Annotated in this window: 14 protein-coding genes; 7 read left to right on the top strand and 7 right to left on the bottom strand. The window is 72.7% G+C overall.

Annotated features, from left to right (window positions below; translation table 11 throughout):
* Window positions 1–53: 53 nt before the first annotated feature.
* Window positions 54–899: a creatininase family protein gene (locus tag QF030_RS33455; RefSeq protein WP_307166293.1), complete on the bottom strand. Its 846-nt coding sequence runs from the start codon at window positions 897–899 to the stop codon at window positions 54–56.
* A gap of 38 nt (window positions 900–937) precedes the next feature.
* Here QF030_RS33455 and ribA point away from each other — a divergent pair, with 38 nt between their 5' ends.
* From ribA to QF030_RS33475, 4 genes are all read left to right on the top strand, one after another.
* Window positions 938–1,597 carry a GTP cyclohydrolase II gene (gene ribA, locus QF030_RS33460; protein ID WP_307166294.1) on the top strand — a complete coding sequence of 220 codons (660 nt, stop codon included), beginning with the start codon at window positions 938–940 and terminating at the stop codon, window positions 1,595–1,597.
* Window positions 1,598–1,705: 108 nt separating this feature from the next.
* Window positions 1,706–2,851, top strand: a complete 1,146-nt coding sequence (locus tag QF030_RS33465; RefSeq protein ID WP_307166295.1) for an NAD(P)/FAD-dependent oxidoreductase — start codon at window positions 1,706–1,708, stop codon at window positions 2,849–2,851.
* Window positions 2,848–3,909: a saccharopine dehydrogenase gene (locus QF030_RS33470; protein ID WP_307166296.1), complete on the top strand. Its 1,062-nt coding sequence runs from the start codon at window positions 2,848–2,850 to the stop codon at window positions 3,907–3,909. The genes QF030_RS33465 and QF030_RS33470 overlap by 4 nt, the downstream gene beginning before the upstream one ends.
* The gene (locus QF030_RS33475) at window positions 3,902–5,110 is read left to right on the top strand and encodes a saccharopine dehydrogenase family protein (RefSeq protein ID WP_307166297.1); all 1,209 of its coding nucleotides are present in this window, start codon (window positions 3,902–3,904) and stop codon (window positions 5,108–5,110) included. Before QF030_RS33470 ends, QF030_RS33475 begins: the two co-directional genes overlap by 8 nt.
* 7 nt (window positions 5,111–5,117) lie before the next feature.
* Here the strand turns inward: QF030_RS33475 and QF030_RS33480 are convergent, their stop codons facing one another.
* The 3 genes from QF030_RS33480 to QF030_RS33490 are packed head-to-tail and all read right to left on the bottom strand — an operon-like array spanning window position 5,118 to window position 8,481.
* Window positions 5,118–6,347 (bottom strand): serine hydrolase domain-containing protein, encoded by a 1,230-nt coding sequence (locus tag QF030_RS33480; protein ID WP_307166298.1) that lies wholly within the window; start codon window positions 6,345–6,347, stop codon window positions 5,118–5,120.
* 59 nt (window positions 6,348–6,406) lie between these two features.
* Entirely contained in the window at window positions 6,407–7,798 is a 1,392-nt protein-coding gene (locus QF030_RS33485) for an MFS transporter (RefSeq protein ID WP_307167779.1), read from the bottom strand.
* A gap of 47 nt (window positions 7,799–7,845) precedes the next feature.
* Entirely contained in the window at window positions 7,846–8,481 is a 636-nt protein-coding gene (locus tag QF030_RS33490; protein ID WP_307166299.1) for a TetR/AcrR family transcriptional regulator, read from the bottom strand.
* A gap of 110 nt (window positions 8,482–8,591) precedes the next feature.
* On the opposite strand from QF030_RS33490, the gene QF030_RS33495 reads away from it, so the two are divergent.
* Window positions 8,592–9,041, top strand: coding sequence for a TIGR03618 family F420-dependent PPOX class oxidoreductase (locus tag QF030_RS33495; protein ID WP_307166300.1), 450 nt, complete (start codon window positions 8,592–8,594; stop codon window positions 9,039–9,041).
* Here the strand turns inward: QF030_RS33495 and QF030_RS33500 are convergent.
* Window positions 9,038–10,213, bottom strand: coding sequence for an NAD(P)-dependent oxidoreductase (locus QF030_RS33500; RefSeq protein WP_307166301.1), 1,176 nt, complete (start codon window positions 10,211–10,213; stop codon window positions 9,038–9,040). The two genes, QF030_RS33495 and QF030_RS33500, sit on opposite strands and share 4 nt — an antisense overlap.
* Here QF030_RS33500 and QF030_RS33505 point away from each other — a divergent pair.
* Window positions 10,106–10,720: a TetR/AcrR family transcriptional regulator gene (locus QF030_RS33505; protein WP_307166302.1), complete on the top strand. Its 615-nt coding sequence runs from the start codon at window positions 10,106–10,108 to the stop codon at window positions 10,718–10,720. The two genes, QF030_RS33500 and QF030_RS33505, sit on opposite strands and share 108 nt — an antisense overlap.
* A 63-nt stretch (window positions 10,721–10,783) precedes the next feature.
* On the opposite strand, the gene QF030_RS33510 is transcribed toward QF030_RS33505, so the two are convergent.
* Both QF030_RS33510 and QF030_RS33515 read right to left on the bottom strand, forming a co-directional pair.
* Window positions 10,784–12,124: an MFS transporter gene (locus tag QF030_RS33510; RefSeq protein ID WP_307166303.1), complete on the bottom strand. Its 1,341-nt coding sequence runs from the start codon at window positions 12,122–12,124 to the stop codon at window positions 10,784–10,786.
* 485 nt (window positions 12,125–12,609) lie between these two features.
* Window positions 12,610–13,281: a TetR/AcrR family transcriptional regulator gene (locus tag QF030_RS33515; protein ID WP_307166304.1), complete on the bottom strand. Its 672-nt coding sequence runs from the start codon at window positions 13,279–13,281 to the stop codon at window positions 12,610–12,612.
* Window positions 13,282–13,431: 150 nt separating this feature from the next.
* Here QF030_RS33515 and QF030_RS33520 point away from each other — a divergent pair, with 150 nt between their 5' ends.
* On the top strand, window positions 13,432–14,328 hold the full coding sequence (locus QF030_RS33520) for a shikimate dehydrogenase (RefSeq protein WP_307166305.1): 897 nt from the start codon (window positions 13,432–13,434) through the stop codon (window positions 14,326–14,328).
* The last annotated feature ends 205 nt before the right edge of the window (window positions 14,329–14,533 follow it).

Consider the following 14,533-nt stretch of genomic DNA (forward strand, 5'->3'; position numbering starts at 1 on the left):
GGGCTGCGGGCCGGGGCCGCCGGAAAGACGGGCCCCGGGGTCGACGAGCGGTGTCACGACGACGTCGGGGCACCCGCTCCGAAGTCGTCAGCGGCGTCGGACTCACCCGTCGCGGCGATACGGGATTCGGTTCCCGAAGCCGCCGGAGAACCCGCGGACAGCAAGGAGAAATACGCGCCGAAGGAATCCGCAAGGCTCGCCAGGAGTTCCTTCCCCTTTTCCGCGGACCCCAGGGAAGGACGGCCGATGACGCCCGAATCGGTATAGGCGGACATTCCCAGCGTGAGCAGATGACGGCGGTCGTCCGCGACGAAATCGGCCGACTCGTAACCGGGCCGGACGACTTCGGGGTGGGCATGCAGCAGGATCGAGGTCTCGATCTCCCCGGCGTGCATGTCGGTGAGCAGCGAGGTCGACACCCCGGACCGCTCCAGCGCCGCCTCCCAGTCCTCCGCGGACGGGAAGAGCGCCATCCGCTCACCTGCGGCGGAGGACTCCTGGACGACGTTGCCCAGGACGTAGTTCCCGCCGTGTCCGTTGACCAGCACCAAGGCCTCGACGCCCGAGCGGCGCAGCGACGCCGCTATGTCCCGTACCACCGCGTGAAGGGTCACGGAGGAGATGCTGACGGTTCCCGGCCAGGCGGCGTGCTCGTGCGAGCAGGCGATGGTCACCGGCGGGAGGAGGTGTACCGGGTACGCCCCGGCGATCTCCCGGGCGATGGCACAGGCGACCAGTGTGTCGGTGGCCAACGGCAGGTACGGTCCGTGCTGTTCAAAGCTTCCGACGGGCAGGACCGCCACCTGCGTCGCGACGCCGGCGCCCCGGGTGCGTACGTCTTCGGACGTGTCCGTCGGCACCGTTCCGTACGCCGCCGACCGTATTTCCGAACCACTCATTTCTTCCCGGCCCTTCGTCTCTGCTTAGGAACCAGATCATGACAGAAAAAATTGGCGTACTCGGCACGAAGACCCCGCAGCGCACCGGTGTGGAACGCGTGGTGAATGCGCCCCTGCCCACCGTGTACGGGAAATTCCAGGCGGTCGGTTACATGGACCACGACCGCGGTGACGAGCAAGTGGCTCTGGTCTACGGCGAGATCGGCACCGAGAACGTGCTGACCCGGCTGCACTCGGAGTGCCTGACCGGCGACGCGTTCGGCTCCCAGCACTGCGAGTGCGGCGACCAGCTGGCGTCCGCGCTGCGGGCGGTCGTCGCCGAGGGCCGCGGCATAGTCGTCTATCTGCGCGGGCACGAGGGCCGGGGCATCGGGCTGCTCGGGAAGCTGCGGGCGATGGCGCTGCAGGCGGAGGGACTGGACACCGTCGAGGCGAACGTCGCGCTGGGCTTCCCGGTCGACGCCCGCGACTACAAGGTGGCCGCCGACATCCTGCGCGACCTGGGCGTCGAATCCGTCCGCCTGATGTCGAACAACCCGCGCAAGCGCGAGGCGCTGGTGGACAACGGCATCAGGGTCGCCGAAGAGGTTCCGCTGCTGATCGAGCCGTGCGAGAACAACATCACCTATCTGCGCACCAAGCGGGAGCGCCTGGACCACCGGCTGCCCCACCTGGACGCGGTGGCCCACTGGTCCTGATCGGGTTCGGCACCGCCGCCCCCGTGGGTAGGGATCACGGCGGCCATGGCGTACGACAGCCCCGGCCCCGGCGTACGGGCCGGTGCCGCCGTGACAAGGAGCCGCTCGGTGAACACGCATGCTTCGGTGGTCGTCATCGGCGGCGGGGTGATGGGCACGAGCATCGCCTGTCACCTCGCCGCCGCCGGCGTCCGTGACGTCCTGCTGGTGGAGCGCGACGAACTCGCCGCGGGCTCGACCTCCAAAGCCGCCGGCGGGGTGCGCGCCCAGTTCTCCGACGAGCTGAACATCCGGCTCGGGGCCCGCAGTCTGGAGAGCTTCGGGCGGTTCGAGGAGGAGACCGGCTACGACATCGGGCTGCGGCGCGTCGGCTACCTCTTCCTGCTGTCCACGCCCGAGGAGGTGGCCTCCTTCGAGGCGGGCGTGCGGCTCCAGAACGCGCTCGGGGTGCCCAGCCGCATGATCGATCCGGCCGAGGCGCGGCGCCTCTCCCCGCTGATCCGCACCGACGGGTTACTCGCGGCCGCGTTCTCGCCGGACGACGGGCACTGCACCCCGGAGGCCGTCGTCCACGGGTACGCGGCCGCCGCCCGCCGGCACGGGGCACGCATCCTGCGGCACACCGCGGTCACCGGCATCGAACGGCGGGGCGACACGATCACCGCCGTGCGGACCACCCTCGGCCGCATCACCACCGACACCGTCGTCTGCGCGGCCGGCGCCTGGTCCAGGGCCGTCGGCGCGATGGCCGGCGTGGAGCTCCCGGTGCAGCCGCTGCGCCGCCAGATCGCGGTCACCGAACCGGTCCCCGGCCTGCCGCCCGACCTTCCCATGACCATCGACTTCACCAGCAGCCTCTACTTCCACGGCGAGGGCCCCGGTCTGCTCGTCGGCATGTCCGACCCCGACGAACGGCCGGGCTTCGCCACCGACACCCACGACCGGTGGATCCCCCGCCTCGCCGCGGCCATGGAACGCCGCGCCCCCGCCCTGCTCGACCTGCGCCGCACGGGTGGCTGGGCAGGGCTGTACGAGGTCACCCCGGACCACAACGCACTGATCGGCGAGGCGTCTTCGGTATCCCGTTTTCTGTATGCGACGGGTTTCTCCGGTCATGGCTTCCTCCAGGGTCCGGCCGTCGGCGAGGTCGTCCGCGACCTGATTCTCGGCCGCGTACCCTTCGTGGACGTCACCCCCCTGAGCGCCGACCGTTTCGCGGCCGACGCCCCGCGTCCGGAGGTCAACCGCGTATGACCGAACTGCACCTGTGGCTGCGGCACGAGGTCCGCACCACCGAACGGCGCACCCCGGTCGTCCCCGACGACGCCCGCCGCCTCGTCGAGGCCGGCGTGGAGCTGACCGTCGAGGACTCCCCGCAGCGCGTCTTCCCGACGCGGGAGTACGAGACCGTCGGCGCCCGGATCGCCCCCGCGGGCTCCTGGGTGTCCGCGCCGTCCGAGGCGGTCGTCCTCGGCCTGAAGGAACTGCCGGACCGGCCGGCTCAACTGAGGCACCGTCATGTCTTCTTCGGGCACGCCTACAAACAACAGCCGGGTGCGGTAGACCTGTTGCGCCGGTTCGCCGCCGGGGGAGGGGCGCTCCTGGACCTGGAGTACCTGGTCGACGACGACGGCCGCCGCCTCGCCGCCTTCGGTTTCTGGGCGGGCTACCTGGGCGCGGCCCTGGCGGTCCTCCAGCACCGGGGCCGGCTGACGGCCCCCCTGCGTCCCACCGGCAAGGACGAGTTGGACGAGGCGCTGCGTCCGGCACCCGGTGACGAGGAGTTCACCGCCCTCGTCGTCGGCGCGCTGGGCCGCAGCGGCCGGGGTGCCCGGGCCGCGTTCGCCACGGCCGGCGTCGGACCCACCTGCTGGGACCTGGCGGAGACGGGCGACCTGGACCGCGCCGCCCTGCTGGCCCACGACGTGATGGTCAACTGCGTTCTCGCCACGACCCCGGTGCCGCCGTTCGTCCGCGAGGAGGACCTCGACGACCCGGCCCGCCGGCTGCGCACCCTCTCCGACGTCACCTGCGACGTGGGCTCGCCCCTCAACGTCCTGCCGGTCTACGACCGCACCACCGAGTGGGCGGACCCGGTGCGCCGGCTGCGCAAGGAGCCCCCGCTCGACCTGATCGCCATCGACAACCTGCCGTCCCTGCTGCCGCGCGAGGCCAGCGTCGACTTCTCGGCGGAGCTGACGCCCCTGCTGATGGACTTCGGCACCGCCGGGCCGTGGGGCCGTTCCCTGGACCGCTTCCACCGGGCCTGCCGCGAACTCGGTCCGGACGAGCAGGAGTTCGGCCGTGGCTGACCTGGTTCCGGCGACCGGCACCGTCCACTGGGTGGGCGCCGGCCTCTCCACGGGCAGCGGCCTGGCCGCCCTGTGCGAGCACACCGACGCAGTACGGCTGTGGCACCGTACGGCGGAGCGGGCCGCCGAGACCCTCGACCGGCTGGGGCTGACCGGACGCGCCGAGCCGCTCGCCTACACCCTCGGCGCGCTGATGGACCGACTGGCGCCCGGGGACGTCGTGGTGTCGATGCTGCCCGCGTCCGAGCACGCGGCGCTGCTGGCGGCGTGCGTGACCCGACGGGCCCACTTCGCGTGCTCCAGCTATGTCTCCGACGCGGTGCTGGAGCAGGTACCCGCGGCCACGGGGGCCGGGCTCGTCGTCCTCGCCGAGGCCGGGCTCGACCCGGGCGTCGACCACCTCTTCGCGCACAGCCTCGTGGCGCGTGCCCGACGGGCGATCGGCGACCACACGGCGGCCTCGTACCGCCTCACCTCGTACTGCGGAGGCGTCCCGGCCGTCCCCAACGACTTCAGGTACCGCTTCAGCTGGGCGCCGCTCGGCGTCCTCAACGCCCTGCGCTCGCCCGCGCGTTACGTCGAGAACGGCGCCGAGACGGTGGTCGGCCGGCCCTGGGAGGCCACGCGCGAGCATCTCGTCCACGGTGAGACCTTCGAGGTCTACCCCAACCGAGACAGCGTTCCGTTCATCGAGCAGTACGGGCTGCCGCGGGCCTGGAAGCCGCTCACCTTCGTACGCGGCACCCTGCGCCTCGACGGCTGGCTGCGGGCCTGGGAGACGGTCTTCGAGCAGCTGAGGACGGGCGACGACGCCGCGATCGCCGCGCTGGCCCGGGAACTGGCGGCCGCCTACCCGACCACGGACACCGACCGCGACCGGGTGGTCCTCGCCGTGTCACTGGACGTGCGGGCGTCGGGAAGGGGCACGGGTGACACCGCAGACACGGGCGATCGGGCCGAGGGCGTCGACAACGGAACGACGTGGTCCGGGAGTTACCTCCTGGACCTGGAGGGCGACGAGAAGGAGAGCGCGATGGCGCGATGCGTCTCCCGGCCGCTCGCCCTGGGCGTCCGGCACATCCTGGACGGCTCCCTGGCACCCGGGCTGAGCCGGGCGGCCGAGACGGCACCGCGCTCGGAGGAATGGCTTCGTGAACTCGGCGACGAGGGACTCGTGTTCACGCTGCGGACCGAGGGCTGACGGGCGGTCAGCCGGTGATCGCCTCGTGGACCAGCCGCTTGAGGTCGGGGTAGAGCTTCAGGGACCTCTTGGGCCTCAGCTGGGTCAGGAACTGGACGCTCAGATCGTGGCTCGGGTCGACCCAGAACGTCGTGGTGGCGACGCCGCTCCAGCCGTACGTGCCGAGCCCGGAGGGCGCCTGGGTGCGGCTCGGGTCGGTCACCACGGAGACCCCGAGACCGAAGCCGACACCGTCGTTGCCGGGTTCGTCGTGGGCGGGGCGACTGCCGAAGGCGCGCAGGTCGGCGCCGCCGGGGAGATGGTTGCGGGTCATCAGGTCGACGGTCTCGGGTTCGAGCAGACGTACGCCGTCGAGCTCGCCGCGGCGGCGCAGCAGCTCACTGAAGCGGTGGATGTCGTATGCGGTCGCCACCATACCGCCGCTGCCCGACAGGAACCGGGGACGGCCGGACAGCGGAAGGCCCGGGATCCGCTCGATCCCGCCGTCGTCGGCGTCGCCGTACAGCTCCGCCAGCCGGCCGGCCTGTTCGTCCGTGACCTGGAAGCCGGCGTCCGGCATGCCGAGCGGGCGGAGGATCCGCTCGGCGACGAACTCGTCCAGCGGCCTACCGGAGACGACCTCGATGATCCGGCCCAGGACGTTGGTGGCCACCGAGTAGTTCCACTGGGTGCCGGGCTCGAACTGGAGCGGCAGCCGCGCGTACGCCTCCACCGTCCCGGCCAGGTCCGAGCCCGGCAGCACCGCCGACTCCAGACCGGCCTCGCGGTACAGGGCGTCGACCGGGTGGCAGTGGTAGAAGGCGAAGGTCAGGCCCGCGGTGTGGGTCATCAGGTGCTTCACGAGCAGGGGCTGCCCGACCGGGCGGGTGGTGAGGTCGGCGCCCGAACCGCCCGCGTACACCCGCTGGTCCGCGAAGGCCGGGAGGTGGTCGGCGACCGGATCGTCGAGGCGCAGCCGGCCCTCCTCGACCAGTATCAGCGCGGCGACCGAGGTGACCGGCTTGGTCATCGAGTAGATCCGGTAGAGGGTGTCGGCCTCGACGGGCAGCCCGGCGGCGATGTCGCGGTGGCCGTGCGCGGTGAGGTGGGCGACCCGGCCGCCGCGGGAGACGGCCACGAGGAACCCGGGCAGGCGCCCCTCGTCGACGAGGTGGGCGAGGTGCTGGTCGAGCCGGTCCAGCGCCTTCGCGTCCAGCCCGACCCCGCTCGGGTCGACCTCTTGCCGCAGCAGTGCCATGGTTTTCCTCCGGTGCGCTCGTTCAAGGTGCGGTCCCGGCCTACCCCGCCCGGACGACCTCAGACCCCATGGTCGCGCAGGGAACGCGTGTCCGGACCCCTTTCGGCGCCATGATCGGTGTGCGTTGCGTCGCTCGGACCAGCCGAGGTACCCGAAGCGGGGGTGACCGGGGCGGGGCGCGGACCGGTAGGCAGCGCCCGGCAGACCGGCAGCGCCGCGGCGGCCGTGAACGCCAGCACGACCAGGGGCGAGCGCGCCGCGCCGAGGTCCATGAGCACGGTCGCCGCAGCCACCCCCGCCACCGGCCCGACGTTCATGGCGGTCTGCTGCAGTGCGCCGGCCACCCCGGCCGACGCCGCGGGGGCCTGGCGTACGACGACATGGGTCGCCGCCACCATCACGGTCCCGAACCCGGCGCCCACCAGCGCGAACCCGGCGCAGAGAGGGACCGGCGCCGAGGCCCCGGCGAGGACGAGGAGCCCGGCGGCGAGGACGACCATCCCTGCGGCGACCGTGGCGCGCGCGCCGGACCGGCGCAGCAGGACGGCGGACGCCGCAGCGGCGGCCACCAGCAGCACGGCCAGCGGGAGGCTGAGCAGTGCGCTGCGCAGCGGGGTCGTCCCCAGGTCGTCCTGGAGTACGTAGACGCAGGTCAGCAGCCCGCCGTTGAGGACCGCCGACGCGATGACGAGCACGCCGAGCGCCGCGCCCACGGCTGGCGAGCCCACGACCTCCGGCGGCAGCAGCGGAGAGCTCGACCGGCGCTCGTGCCGTACGAAGGCGGCGCCGGCGAGGAGGGCGACCGGCGCCGACCACGTCACGCCAGGCAGGCCGACGAGCGTGTGCACCAGACAGGCCAGGGTCACGGCGAGCAGCAGGGCACCGGGCAGGTCGAGCGGGGCGCCGGCGACCGGCGGCGGACGCTCCGTCACGTCCCGACCGTCCCGGCGCTCCCGGGAGGCGAGGGCGAGCAGGCCGAACCCCAGGGCGGGCACGATGTTGAGGAGGAACACGGCCCGCCAGCCGAACTCGGTGGCCAGCGCACCGCCCACCACCGGTCCGGCCGCCGCGGCCACCCCGATGGACGCGGTGCGCACGGCGATCGGGGTCCGCAGCCGCTCGGGCGGATACGCGGCCCGCAGCATCCCCAGCGTGGCCGGCTGCAACAGCGCTCCGAAGACCCCCTGCACGATCCGCAGCCCGATCACCCAGCCGATGTCCGGCGCCAGCGCGATGCCCGCCGAGGCGGCGCCGAAGCCGAGCATGCCCGGCGCGAAGGTGCGCCGGTGTCCGTATCGGTCCCCGAGCCGCCCGGCGAGGACCAGCAGGCTCGCCACCGCGACGAGATACCCGGTACTGGTCCACTGGACCTGGGTGAGGGAGGCGTCCAGGTCACGGCGCAGGGTGGGCTGCGCGACGGTGAGCACGGTGCCGTCCAGGGCGACCACCATGGCACCGGCCACGCTGCTCGCCAGCGTGAGAAAGGGACGGGAAGGTCTCACCGGTCGGCCTCCGGACCGAGATGCGCGTCCAGAGCGGTTCGCATCAGGGGTACGACGTCGTCGGCGCCGGTGGCGAGGGGGAGGCTTCCCCAGCGCCAGAGCTGGGCGATGCCGTGCAGGTTCGCCCACAGTGCGCCCGCGACCGACCGGGCGTCGCTGCCGGGCCGGACCCGGCCGACCAGGTCCACCAGGACGCCGAACAGGGGCAGGCTGGTGTCCCGCAGCCGCAAGTGGCCGCTCTCCAACAGGTCGTGACGGAACATCAGCTCGTACATGCCTGGGTTGCCGAGTGCGAAGTCCAGGTAGGTGTGCGCCAGTTCGGTGAGCTGGGCGCGAGGGCCGGCGGTGTCGTCGCCGAGGACGGTCGTCACACGCGTGCCCAGCTGGGCGAAGCCGCGGTGGGCGATGGCCGACAGCAGCTCCAGATGGGTGGGGAAGTAGCGGCGCGGCGCGCCGTGCGAGACGCCGGCCCGGCGCGCGATCTCCCGCAGGGTGAGCGCTCCGGCGCCCTCCCGGGAGACCAGGTCCACGCCCACGTCGACGAGGCGGGTCCGCAGTTCGGCGTCCGGCTTCCCGGAGTCCGCCTCGGGGGGGTCCGTCTTTTCCGGGTCCGTCTTCTCCGAGCCACTCATAGACACTGTCTACCAGGTACGAATAGACAGTGTCTACTCTGGAGCGTGGATCGAGGCGGGGAGCGTGGCCTGCGGGGAATGCGGCCCGGGGCGGCGCCGGTTGTGCCGACATGACTCAGGACACGACACAGAACGCACTGCTCGCACTGCTCTCCGAGGGCCGCGGTGGGGTACTGGTCACCCTCAAGCGCGACGGCCGCCCCCAGCTGTCGAACGTCACCCACCGCTACTACCCGGACGAGCACGTCATCCGGATCTCCGTCACGGACGACCGCGCCAAGACCCGCAACCTGCGGCGCGACCCCCGGGCCTCGTACCACGTCACCGCCGCCGACCGCCGCGCCTACACGGTCGCCGAGGCCACCGCAGACCTCTCGCCGGTCGCGAAGGATCCCTACGACGCCACCGTCGAGGAACTCGTCCGTCTCTACCGCGACGTCCTGGGCGAGCATCCCGACTGGGACGACTTCCGCGCCGCCATGGTCCGCGACCGCCGCCTGGTGCTGCGCCTGCGAGTGGAGCGCGCGTACGGCATTCCCAAGGGCGCCGGCGACGCCTAAGCGGCGGCCCCGTCGTCGGCCGCGTCGGCGTCACCCGCGTCGCTGCGGGCTTCCAGGGCGTGCAGGACGGCGACCATGTCCGCGCCCGCGTGACCCAGGGCCACCGTCTCCTCGAACAGGGCATGGCAGGTGTCGAGGAGGGGGGAGGCCAGACCGGACGCGCGGGCGGCGTCGGCGATGAGGCGGTTGTTCTTCAGGACGTCCAGTGCGGCGGCCTGCACCGCGAAGTCGCCCGTCAGCAGCTTGGGAGCCTTCATCCGGGAAACCCCGCTCGCCAGGGGGCCGGCGGCCACGACGTCCAGGAACAACCGACGGTCGAGCCCCTGCCGCTCCGCGAAGTGGAAGGCCTCGGTGAAGCCGGTCACCTGTGTGATCAGGAACAGGTTCACCGCCAGCTTCATCAGCAGCGCGCCGGGCGCCGGGCCGCAGCGGAACGCCTCGTGGCACATCGGGGCGAGCAGCGGCCGTACGGAGTCCACGGCCGCCTCCTCGCCCGCCACCATCGCCACCAGGCGGCCCTGCTCGGCCGGGACCCGCGAACCGGACACGGGCGCCTCGACGTACCGGCCGCCCGCCGCGCGCACGTCCCCCTCCAGTGCCCGCGAGTACCCGGGCGAGGTCGTGCCCATGGTGACGACCACCCGCCCGGTCACCCGCGGGCCGAAGTCGGGGGTGCCGCGGCCGAGCACGGCGTCGACGGCGGTCCCGTCGGCCAGCATGAGGAACACGACGTCGGCGCGCGCGAACACCTCGGCGGGGCCGGCCGCGACCTCGGCGCCTGCCACGCGCAGAGCCTCGGCGGGAGCCGCCGTACGGTTCCACACCACCAGGGGCGTCCCGGCGCCGACCAGTCGTAGCGCCATGGGGCGGCCCATCACACCCAGACCGATGAATCCGACCTGCACGGCGGCCACCTTCCCTGCGCTCCGCGACGGCTGCACGACGGCTCCATGACAGCCCCAGGCAGCTCTATGACACTGGTCATAGTAGCGAGTGCTATGACGCCGGTCATAGGATTCTCGGACAGAGGATTCGCGCGTGTCACAGCTCGGAGGAGGCCCACCATGCCGGCGCCCGAACGGGGACCCCGGGAGCGGATGGTCTTCAGCGCGGCCCAGCTCATCCGCCGTGACGGAGTCGGCGCGACGGGCATGCGGGAGGTCGCCGCCCACGCCGGTGCGCCCCGGGGATCGCTCCAGCACTACTTTCCCGGCGGCAAGCAGCAACTCGTCAACGAGGCCGTGGAATGGGCGGGCCGCTACGCCGGCAGACGCGTCGCCCGTTTCCTGGACGAGTCGGCGAAGGCCGGCGAGCCCACTCCCGCCGGGCTCTTCGCCGCGATGGTGCGCCAGTGGACGGACGAGTACGCGGCGTCAGGGTTCGCCGCGGGCTGCCCCGTCGCCGCCGCGACCGTCGACTGCGCGGCCTCCGGCGACGCCACCCGGGAGGCCGCGGCCGCCGCGTTCGCCACCTGGACCGGCCTGGTCGCCGAGGCTCTGACCGGCCTGGGCGTCCCGGCGGCCCGGGCCGGCTCACTCGCCACCCTCATGATCAGCGCCCTGGAAGGGGCGATCCTGATCGCCCGGGCGGAACGGGACGTCCGGGCGCTGACGACCGTCGCGACGGAACTTGCGCCCCTGCTGGACGCGGCCGTCGCAAGCGGCGCTGCCCAGCGGTAGGGGCGTCCCGCCCGGTCGCGCAGTCACCGGGTACCGGGGTGGGCTCCCGGGGTGGACACGGGATCAGGCGGTAACCGTTTCCGGCTGCGGGGCCTTGCGCGCGCCCCGCTCGCCCAGCTCCTCCGTCGGGATCTTCGCGGTCTCCCGCGCCGACAGGACCGCGATCACCGGCGGGACGCACAGTGCCGCCGTGAAGAGGGCCACCGAGGACCAGCCGTCGCCGTCCGGACCCGCGATCCGCGCGGCGAAGGTGACCGCGAAACCGGCCACGGCGAAGCCGATCTGGGTGCCGATCGCCATGCCGGACAGGCGGACACGGGTCGAGAACATCTCACCGTAGAAGGAGGGCCACACGCCGTTCGCGGCGCTGTAGACCACGCCGAAGGTGGCGATCCCCAGCAGCAGGATCAGCGGGTAGGAGCCGGTCGAGATCGCCCACAGGTAGGCGAACATCATCACCGCGCTGCCGGCCGCGCCGATCAGATAGACCGGACGGCGGCCGACGCGGTCGGAGAGCGTGGCCCAGGCCGGGATGGCGGCCAGGGCGACCACGTTGGCCAGCGCGCCCACCCACAGCATGGAGGTGCGGCTCATCCCGACCGCGTCGCTGGTCGCGTACGCCAGCGCCCACACGGTGAAGATGGTGCTGACCGAGGCGACGAGCGCGCCGGCGACCACCCGCAGGACGTCCGCCCAGTGGTCGCGCAGCAGTACCGCCAGCGGCAGCCTGACGACCTCACCGGTGGCCTGCTGGGCGGCGAAGGCCGGGGTCTCCTCCAGCTTGCGGCGGATGACGTAGCCGACGACGGCGACCGCGATGCTCAGCCAGAACGGGACCCGCCAGCCCCAGGACAGCAACTGCTCCTCGGGGAGCGCCGCGATCGGGATGAAGACCAGCGTGGCGAGGAGCTGCCCGCCCTGGGTGCCGCTGAGGGTGAAGCTGGTGAAGAAACCCCGGCGTTGCGACGGCGCGTGTTCCAGCGTCATGGAGTTGGCGCTGGCCTGCTCCCCGGCGGCGGAGATGCCCTGGAGGACGCGGCACAGCACCAGCAGGACCGGCGCGAGCGTGCCGACCTGCGCGCGAGTGGGCAGGCAGCCGATGAGGAACGTCGAGACGCCCATCAGGACGAGCGTGAAGACCATGATCTTCTTGCGGCCCACCCGGTCGCCGAAGTGGCCGAGGAAAAGGGCGCCGACGGGCCGGGCTGCGTAGGCGACGCCGAAGGTGGCCAGCGACAGCAGGGTCGCGGTGGCCGGGTCGGACGCGTCGAAGAAGACCTCGGGGAAGATCAGTGCTGCCGCGCTGCCGTAGATGAAGAAGTCGTAGTACTCCAGAGCGCTGCCGATCCAGGCCGCCGCGGCGGCTTTCTTCGGCTGGCCGGCAGGTGCTGCGGGGACGGACACGGCGTGCTCCTTCGAGGGAACTCCAACGTACGTGGAGTGAGGCAAGGGGAGTAGGGCCGGTTCCCTGGGGTGCGGGGCGGCTGCGCCGGGTGCGTGACCGGCTAATTAACCCACTGGGTAGTTAGTAGCGGATGGCTAGGGATGTTGCGCCGATGTTTCTCCGCTGTCAATAGGGGGCGGCGTAGGGACTTCCCCGGAGGCGCCGCGCCGTCCACGGAGGCCGGCCCGCCGTGAGGCCCCGCTCGGCCCACCCGCTCGGCCTCCGGCTCGGCCCGCGGGGTCGGCGCACCGGACGGCCGTCGGCCGACCGCACCGGCCGGTCGACCGCACTGGCCCGCCGGGTCGGTCCTCCGGCGGGGTCGGTCCTCCGGCGGGGTCGGTCCTCCGGCCGCAGCGGCCCGCCGATCGCACCGGCCCGCCGGGTCGGCGCACCGGACGGCCGTCGGCAGACCGGAGCGGCCGGTCGGCCGCACCGGTCCGCCGGGTCAGTCCGCCGTTCGCTCCGCCGTCAGGTAGGCGATCACCATGTCGCCGAGCATGGCGCGGTAGTGCTCCCGCTGTGCCGGGTCGACCAGGTCGCGGCCGAACAGGGCGCCGAACGTGTGCCGGTTGGCCACCCGGAAGAAGCAGAACGAGCTGATCATGGCGTGCAGGTCGACGGCGTCCACCTCGGCCGTGAAGAGGCCGGACTCCCGCCCGGAGGCCAGGATGCGGCCGATCACGTCGAGCGCGGGGGAGCCGATCCGCCCGAGCTTCTCCGAGCCGGCGATGTGCTCGGCCTCGTGGATGTTCTCGATGCTCACCAGTCGGATGAAGTCGGGGTGCTGCTCGTGATGGTCGAAGGTCAGCTCGGCCAGTCGGCGGATGGCCGCGACCGGGTCGAGATGCTCCACGTCGAGCTGCTGCTCGGCCTCGCGGATGACGCCGTACGCCCGCTCCAGGACGGCGGTGAACAGCTGTTCCTTGCCGCCGAAGTAGTAGTAGATCATCCGCTTCGTGGTGCTGGTGCGGGCGGCGATGTCGTCGACCCGGGCCCCGGCGTAGCCGACCCGGGCGAACTCCAGCGTCGCCACGTCGAGGATCTCGGCCCGGGTGCGGGCGGCGTCGCGCAAGCGCCCGTTGCCGTGAGGTCGTGCCGGTTCGTCGACGCTGGTCATCCGGGTTCCTTCGGGCGGCGTGGGTGCAGTGCCGCGATTCTAGAAGCCCGCCCCCGACCCGTGACGTGAGAGGGCTTCCCCCAGGGTCGGCCCTGATGCTATGACTAACTCACCAGTTCGTACATTAGCCAGCCGATCAGGAGGTCCGCCGTGGCCGTCGTCTCCAAGGACTCGTATCTCGTCGGACTGATCGGCTCCGGTATCGGTCCGTCCCTCAGCCCGGCGCTGCACGAGCGGGAGGCCGCCCGGCAGGGTCTGCGGTACGTGTACCGGCTCATCGACATCGACGTGCTGGGCGTCGGACCCGAGGCGGTGGGCGACCTGCTGCGCGCGGCCCGTGATCTCGGCTTCGACGGGCTCAACATCACGCATCCGTGCAAGCGACTGGTCATCCCGCACCTCGACGCGCTCGCCCCCGGGGCCGAGGCGCTCGGGGCGGTCAACACCGTGGTCTTCGAGGACGGCCGGGCCGTCGGCCACAACACCGACGTAACCGGTTTCGCCGCCTCCTTCGCGCGGGGCCTGCCCGACGTCCCGCTGGAGCGTGTGGTGCAGCTGGGCGCCGGAGGCGCGGGCGCGGCCGTCGCGCACGCCACCCTCACGTTGGGCGCCGGGCAGGTCACCGTCGTGGACGCGCTGGCCGACCGGGCCGCGGATCTCGCCGGTTCCCTCAGCCGGCACTTCGGTCCCGGCCGGGCCGCCCCCGCGGGTCCGGACCGGCTGGCCGATCTGCTGGCGCGGACCGACGGCGTCGTGCACGCCACCCCCACGGGCATGGCCGCCCATCCCGGCCTGCCCTTCCCGGCCGGGTTGCTGCGTCCCGATCTGTGGGTCGCCGAGGTCGTCTACCGTCCACTGGAGACCGAGCTGCTGCGCTCCGCGCGCGCGGTCGGCTGCGCCACTCTGGACGGGGGCGGCATGGCCGTCTTCCAGGCCGTGGACGCCTTCCGTCTGTTCACCGGCCGCGAGCCGGACAGCGTCGGCATGCTGGCCGACTTCGCGGAGATGGCCCGTGGCGCGGAACACTCGGCCGGCCGCGCCCTGTGACCACCCGGATCGCGCCGTACGGCAGCCCAGGTCACACAGTCTGACGGCCCGGATCGCGCCGTACGGCAACCCGGGTCACGCCGTATGACAGCCGGGGTCACGCCGGATGACAACCCGGACCACCACGCCGTATGACAGTCGCGGCACGTACTGCGACGGTCCCGAGCCGGCCGCGGCCGGTCGCGCCCACCCGGCGCAGCCTCGG

Origin of the sequence: Streptomyces rishiriensis (genome assembly GCF_030815485.1) — a bacterium.
GTDB classification, from domain to species: Bacteria; Actinomycetota; Actinomycetes; order Streptomycetales; family Streptomycetaceae; genus Streptomyces; species Streptomyces rishiriensis_A.

Bases quoted from the DNA above. Each gene is read 5' to 3' on its own strand.
- QF030_RS33455 (WP_307166293.1), bottom strand. From the start codon at position 899: ATGAGTGGTTCGGAAATACGGTCGGCGGCGTACGGAACGGTGCCGACG.
- ribA (WP_307166294.1), top strand. From the start codon at position 938: ATGACAGAAAAAATTGGCGTACTCGGCACGAAGACCCCGCAGCGCACC.
- QF030_RS33470 (WP_307166296.1), top strand. From the start codon at position 2,848: ATGACCGAACTGCACCTGTGGCTGCGGCACGAGGTCCGCACCACCGAA.
- QF030_RS33480 (WP_307166298.1), bottom strand. From the start codon at position 6,347: ATGGCACTGCTGCGGCAAGAGGTCGACCCGAGCGGGGTCGGGCTGGAC.
- QF030_RS33485 (WP_307167779.1), bottom strand. From the start codon at position 7,798: ATGGTGGTCGCCCTGGACGGCACCGTGCTCACCGTCGCGCAGCCCACC.
- QF030_RS33490 (WP_307166299.1), bottom strand. From the start codon at position 8,481: ATGAGTGGCTCGGAGAAGACGGACCCGGAAAAGACGGACCCCCCCGAG.
- QF030_RS33495 (WP_307166300.1), top strand. From the start codon at position 8,592: ATGACTCAGGACACGACACAGAACGCACTGCTCGCACTGCTCTCCGAG.
- QF030_RS33505 (WP_307166302.1), top strand. From the start codon at position 10,106: ATGCCGGCGCCCGAACGGGGACCCCGGGAGCGGATGGTCTTCAGCGCG.
- QF030_RS33515 (WP_307166304.1), bottom strand. From the start codon at position 13,281: ATGACCAGCGTCGACGAACCGGCACGACCTCACGGCAACGGGCGCTTG.